The organism is Thioalkalivibrio sp., from assembly GCF_041685615.1.
In the GTDB taxonomy this organism is placed as follows: Bacteria; Pseudomonadota; Gammaproteobacteria; order Ectothiorhodospirales; family Ectothiorhodospiraceae; genus Thioalkalivibrio.
The window spans coordinates 1-5,462 of the sequence record NZ_JAWLFK010000083.1; the positions used below are offsets into that span (position 1 = coordinate 1).

7 protein-coding genes and 1 pseudogene are annotated in these 5,462 nt (G+C 62.4%); 3 read left to right on the forward strand and 5 right to left on the reverse strand.

Features of this window, described 5'->3' with window-relative positions; all coding sequences use genetic code 11:
* Positions 1-579, forward strand: a 579-nt coding sequence (locus ACESLR_RS11390; RefSeq protein ID WP_373067464.1) for a GGDEF domain-containing protein, incomplete at its 5' end; no start/stop codon positions are given.
* A gap of 187 nt (positions 580-766) precedes the next feature.
* On the opposite strand, the gene ACESLR_RS11395 is transcribed toward ACESLR_RS11390, so the two are convergent.
* From ACESLR_RS11395 to ACESLR_RS11410, 4 genes are all read right to left on the reverse strand, one after another.
* Positions 767-1,258 (reverse strand): hypothetical protein, encoded by a 492-nt coding sequence (locus ACESLR_RS11395; RefSeq protein ID WP_373024548.1) that lies wholly within the window; start codon positions 1,256-1,258, stop codon positions 767-769.
* Positions 1,259-1,513: 255 nt separating this feature from the next.
* Positions 1,514-1,834, reverse strand: coding sequence for a hypothetical protein (locus ACESLR_RS11400; protein WP_373024547.1), 321 nt, complete (start codon positions 1,832-1,834; stop codon positions 1,514-1,516).
* 243 nt (positions 1,835-2,077) lie between these two features.
* The gene (locus ACESLR_RS11405; RefSeq protein WP_373067470.1) at positions 2,078-2,635 is read right to left on the reverse strand and encodes a DUF305 domain-containing protein; all 558 of its coding nucleotides are present in this window, start codon (positions 2,633-2,635) and stop codon (positions 2,078-2,080) included.
* 136 nt (positions 2,636-2,771) lie between these two features.
* On the reverse strand, positions 2,772-3,092 hold the full coding sequence (locus tag ACESLR_RS11410) for a hypothetical protein (protein ID WP_373024544.1): 321 nt from the start codon (positions 3,090-3,092) through the stop codon (positions 2,772-2,774).
* A 326-nt stretch (positions 3,093-3,418) separates the two neighbouring features.
* Here ACESLR_RS11410 and ACESLR_RS11415 point away from each other — a divergent pair, with 326 nt between their 5' ends.
* Positions 3,419-4,537 carry an RNA methyltransferase gene (locus ACESLR_RS11415; RefSeq protein ID WP_373024543.1) on the forward strand — a complete coding sequence of 373 codons (1,119 nt, stop codon included), beginning with the start codon at positions 3,419-3,421 and terminating at the stop codon, positions 4,535-4,537.
* Positions 4,538-4,809: 272 nt separating this feature from the next.
* On the forward strand, positions 4,810-5,031 hold the full coding sequence (locus ACESLR_RS11420) for a hypothetical protein (protein ID WP_373024542.1): 222 nt from the start codon (positions 4,810-4,812) through the stop codon (positions 5,029-5,031).
* A gap of 165 nt (positions 5,032-5,196) precedes the next feature.
* Here ACESLR_RS11420 and ACESLR_RS11425 read toward each other — a convergent pair.
* A pseudogene (locus tag ACESLR_RS11425) lies at positions 5,197-5,355 on the reverse strand (DUF2442 domain-containing protein); the annotation flags it as partial.
* Positions 5,356-5,462 lie beyond the last annotated feature (107 nt).

The following is a 5,462-nucleotide window of genomic DNA, read 5'->3' on the forward strand; positions in this document are numbered from 1 at the left end:
CTGTACTGGCGCCTGTACCAGACGCGCATCGAATTGTCCCGACAAGCCTCCCGGGATCATCTGACCGGACTGGGCAACCGGCGCTACTTCTTCGAGGTCGCCCCGCGCGAGTTGGCCACGGCCGACCGCACCGGCCATCCCGCCAGCGTGCTGTTCATCGATATCGACCACTTCAAGCGGATCAACGACAAGCACGGCCATGACGTCGGCGATCGCGCCCTGACCCATGTCGCACGGCTGCTGCAATCATCCCTCCGGCAAAGCGACCTCGTGACCCGACACGGCGGCGAGGAGTTTCTTGTCTGGCTGCAGGGCACCGGCCCGCGGGATGCCGAGCGTGTAGCCAACCAGCTGCGCGCCCGCATCGAACAACAGCCGCTACCCGATGACGGCTCGGGCCATGGCCCCATCCCGCTCACCGTTTCCATTGGCATTGCGAGCCGTGCAGCCGGCCAGGAGAAATCGCTGGACGTGCTGCTAACCCGCGCCGACAACGCGCTGAGCACCGCCAAACAACAGGGTCGCAACCGGGTCGTCGTCGACTCGACTCCCCTTCAAGCACTGCGGCTTCCGCGATAACTGCCGTCCACGAGCTCGCCGGCGGGTCACAGGGTTGCCAATCTCCGGGGCGCATCTGACCAACAGGCGACTGAAAAGGCCCCAACAGCCCAATGCAGAGGTAGCCCCTGGGCCCGCCTCCTGCCGTCTCTCCGGGGGAGGAGGAAGGAGGGGCGCGCGGGCGAACCTACCCACAGCCGAAGCGCAATCAGCGCCAGTCGAGTGGATTCATTTCAGTAATCCTGAGCTCCGCGTCCGCAAGCTCCGCATCGCCGACCACACCGACCCAGATGTTGTAGTTACCCGAACGGGGATTATGGAACACCACCACGGGGTCCAGAGACGCGAAGTCGTCGTTGCAATACCACCGGCCGTCCGGTCCAAAGATCACCAGCGAGGTGTCCACCTTTGACTCGACATGGACGAACAAGTGACTTCCCCCCGCCTCGTAATTGAGGTCCACATCCGGGGCCGCCTCGTGGATACGGCCCCTGCACCCGGGCGCAAGTCCACCCCCCACTTCCGTCGAGCCACCGGCGGACAGCTGTTGCGTCCACGGGTCGGGCACGAAGCCAGTGGCGAGATTCACCGTTGCATAGGTCGGCGAGGCCTTCCAGTTCGGTTCCGCCACGGCGGCCGAGGCGAGTAGCAGGCCGCCGGTGAGTACGCCGGTGACCCCGAGCATGATGGTACGCGTCATGTGTCCGTCTCCCTGTCCATGTGCCGGGCCACATTGCCCGCCACCCCCGCCGGACCATACCCGTTTTCGTACGGGACTTCCCGCATCCGCGTGCCCCTCCATTCCCGGAGAAGGTATCGCTTGTGCCAGCGCGGTTGGGATACGGGTATGGGCCACCGCGCTCAGGCCGTGCCTTATGAACCCTGTCGAGATGTCCGAAATCGCCTGACCACCACACGGCCCGTCCTGGCCGTCACGAATCCAGACGTGGCCTCTTCATCCAGCGTTCTGAAGTCGTGCCCACAAGTACTTGTGAGGCATGAACACGATGTACAACGCTGCAAGCGCAAGTCTCCAGCCTCGAAGGCTGGACCCTACGGTGATCATGCTGGTTTCATTATCCTTGGCATCAATTACGATCTTGTTTGACCGCGCCCAGTCGATCCTGAAGTGGACTTCATGGCGCCCCACTGGCAGCTCAAAACTGGCAGACTCACCATTTCCGATCTTGCCAATCTCCTTCGAATTGCAGTAAATCTTGTATTTCCTGGCTCTGTCCGCATAGCCGGAGTCCCTTTCTATTACAAGGCTGTGCATTCCGTCTCCTATCAAAGAGGCGTCCGCATTTTACCCGATGAGTCATCGACAGGCCTCAGCCAAACTGTGTTCGCGAGCGGCTTCCGGAGCCGACAGACGTCGGGCCATACCTTGCCTTCTGATCGTGCCGGGTCTCGGCATAAGGCAAAAGGCACGATCTGACCCCATAGCCTCCGGATGCCTGAATCGGCATCTCCCAGGGCTCTACCCGGTAGAAGGTCACGATTGGCCTCATGGTCGGGTTCACTGCACTGCTTCTTCGACCCTGCGCTCCATTTCGGGCGACATCTCGGTGGAACGAGGGGGGAGCTTCGCCTCCCCCCGCTCTCCATTCCGGGCTATATCCTCTAGGAGGCGATTCATCAGGGCGATTTCGCGTACCTGTGCCTCGATAATCTGGTCCGCCAGCTCGCGGACACGAGGATCGCGAATACTCGCCTTCCGCGAGTTGTTGATGGCAATGGAGTGATGGGGAATCATCGACTCCATGAACTCGGAATCCCCGATGAACCACTGGCTTCTATTGGCGGAAAGCAAAAGTACGCCTAACAGCGCGGCCACGACCAGAACCGCGATCTTCATTCCCATACCCCTGTACATCGACCACATGAAAGACAGCATGACCACGGTCATGACGCACCCCATAAGCAAAGAGGCGATCAGACGGTTCAAGCTGAAGCTGGCGTGGTCGAACGAGTAAACAAGCTGATACATCAAGAAGAACATGATGATTGTCGACGTTGCGATCATCAACGCAAATCGGCGCCAACTCATCTTCGTCATCGGCTCTGTCTGGTCCATTTTTTCGCCCTCGTCGCGAATCACGGGCAGTTCAACGCGAGCGGTGACCGGCGCAGGGTCGGGGACCAGGAGCCCGCTGGGGTTTATGGCGCCCGGAAGATCATGCGTATCCGATTCTCTGTCGCTCCCAGGCAGGTCAGTCGTGGATGATGATGCGCCCGCCGGCGGGGTCGACATCCACACGTGAGCTCGAATATTCGCAGGCGTCCGCGATCTCGTTCAGCTCAGGCATGCCGTTCAGATCCGCCAGCTTCCGCAAGAGACCGCCTTCACAGTCGCATAGCATCCCCTTGTCCGGGTCCGCGGTGCATTCGAACTCGCTGCCGTTCACCGTCCAGTTCATGCCCGCTGGCATCTTCAGGATCACCGGCTCCTCGTGCCTGACCTGGAACTTCACCCGGTCCGCGTTCTGTCCGTCCTGCCAATCCACGGTCGGGAAGTTATCACTGGCCATCATCTCGCTCCTTCCTTCCGACTATCATCCCGCGCACTGCGACGCGCCCGAGACGTAACGTTCGATGCGCCTTCCGGCCTCGATGCCAGATCGCATCCGGAAAGCCTTCGCCCCCTGAAACTTCGCCGGCCCGCCTCCGACAGACCGGGCAGAAAACCACGCACGTACCCTTCTACCCCGCCACGATAGGCGGATGCGAGGCGGGCGTCCGTGCGGTTTCAAACACTCGAAACATCGTGGCTGTCCTCATTGGGTCTTGCAGCCGACCCCCGAACCCCGTTCGCTCACATCAACCATAATCGTCGGTGTTCGCTGTTCGGGAGAAGCGCATGCTTCGCATCGCTGCTGTGTTGTTGGGCCTCCTGCTGCTTGCCGGCTACATCGGTGCCCACAGCTGGGAGGCCACGCGCGTGCTCCAGGACATCGAGGCCGGGGCGGGAACGAGCACGCTGAAGGACCGCACGCCCGAGCCCGCGCGCGAGACGCTGACGCTCGAGACGGACGCAGGCGACATCGCGGCCGACCTCTACCACCCCCGGCAGGATGTGGGGGCCCGCATCGTCCTCGTGCCGGGCTTCACGCCGCAGGGCAAGGACGACCGCCGGCTGGTGCAGCTTGCCAATACGCTGGCGCGCGCCCGCTTCCTGGTGCTGGTACCCGACCTGCAGGGCACGAAAGACCTCAGCGTCCGCCGCGAGGATGCCACTGCGATCCGTGATGCCGCCGCCCTTCTCTCCCGTCTGGAGGTGGAGCGCGCGCCGGATGAACAGGACGTGGGCGTCGCGGCGATCTCGTATGCCGTGGGCCTGGCGATCCTGGCGACGCTGACCCCGGAGGGGGAAGAAGCCATCGACTTCCTGGTCGGGATCGGCGGCTACTACGACACGGAGAACGTGATTACCTTCTCCACTACAGGGGCCTACCAGGAGCCCGGATCGGACCGCTGGCAGACGCGGGCTCCCGACCCGCTGGCGAAGTGGATCTTCCTGCGCGGCAATCTGCACGTCCTCGATGACCACGAGGATCGCACGATGCTCGAAGAAATTGCCCACCGGCGCATGGCCGATCCTCACGCGCCCATCGCCGACGTGGCCGATGATCTCGGGGACGCGGGGCGAAGCCTGTTGGCGTTAATGCTGAACGATGACAAGGAGCGCGTGCCGCAGCTCCTGGATGTTCTGCCGGCCAGCGCACAGGAGGCCATCGAGCTGCTGTCCTTCGCTGACCGCGACCTCTCGCATCTTTCCAGGGGCGCCATCCTGATCCACGGGCGGGCCGACCCCATGATCCCGCACACCGAAAGCGAGCGCCTCGCCCGTGGCATCGGCGAGACCGACCTGCACCTGATCCATGGCTTTTCCCACATCGATCCCCAAGGCGTGGGGCTCATCGGCCAGTGGCAGCTTGTCCGCGCGGTGATGGACCTCCTGGCGCGGCGAGCGAATTGACCCTGTGCATGCTAACCGGGTCTGGCCCAGCGGTGATGGCGATTCGCCCGTGGCATGGCTTCCTTGCCTGGGACGCTCCTTTGATAGCCGAAGTGACCGCTTAGAGCACGAATTGCGCCCTTTCTCGACCGGTTTCCTTCTGTTTCCCCGACCGTGAGCGAGGTCCGACCGCCTTATCCAGTGATGAGCACTTGCAATGCTCGGCAAGCGTAGTAGCGTCATCGAACCAGAGAAAGCCGACGGGAAACGGGCCTGAAAGGAGGAGGGTTACCATGAATGAACTATTGATGGCTCTCGCGGGCCTGTGGCTGCTCTATGTCGGTCTCGGGGGCCTGATAAAGGGGCGCGTGCTCAACGGCGCATGGACCCCGGGCAACTGGGAAACCGAGAACCAGGAAATCGAGCGCAACGAAAGACCCGGGGCCTACTGGCTCACGGTGATCAGCTGCACAGGCATCGGGCTGGTCCTGTTCTACAAGATCTTCACCGGGTGAAACGCCCATCGGGGAACCGGGGCAACGCACGTGGAGAGACCCGGGTCGGACCACGCTAACCGACGGTTTTTAACGCCGAGACGAGCTCCTTCCTGGCTCGCATCATCAGGACCCTCCTTGGTCCATGCAATCACCCAAAGACCTAGCCCGGCCGCCTCTGGCCGTCCAGAAGATCATGGGTGTCCTCTTCTTCTCGTCCCAGATACGAAGCTGCGGGAGCATTGCGTGGGCCGGACGCGGGTACCACTCGAGCGGAACCGAAATCCGTCGACCATCCATCAAGCTGACCACCAGGTCATGCTCGGTGAAATCCACGGATGCCACACGCTCATCCGCTGTCGTCGCCGTTAGCCCTTTTTGCGGGCTTCGTCCACGTCGTCCGCCAGCCACGCCTTGATCAGGGATTGGTAGGGCATGTCGCGCTTGTTGGC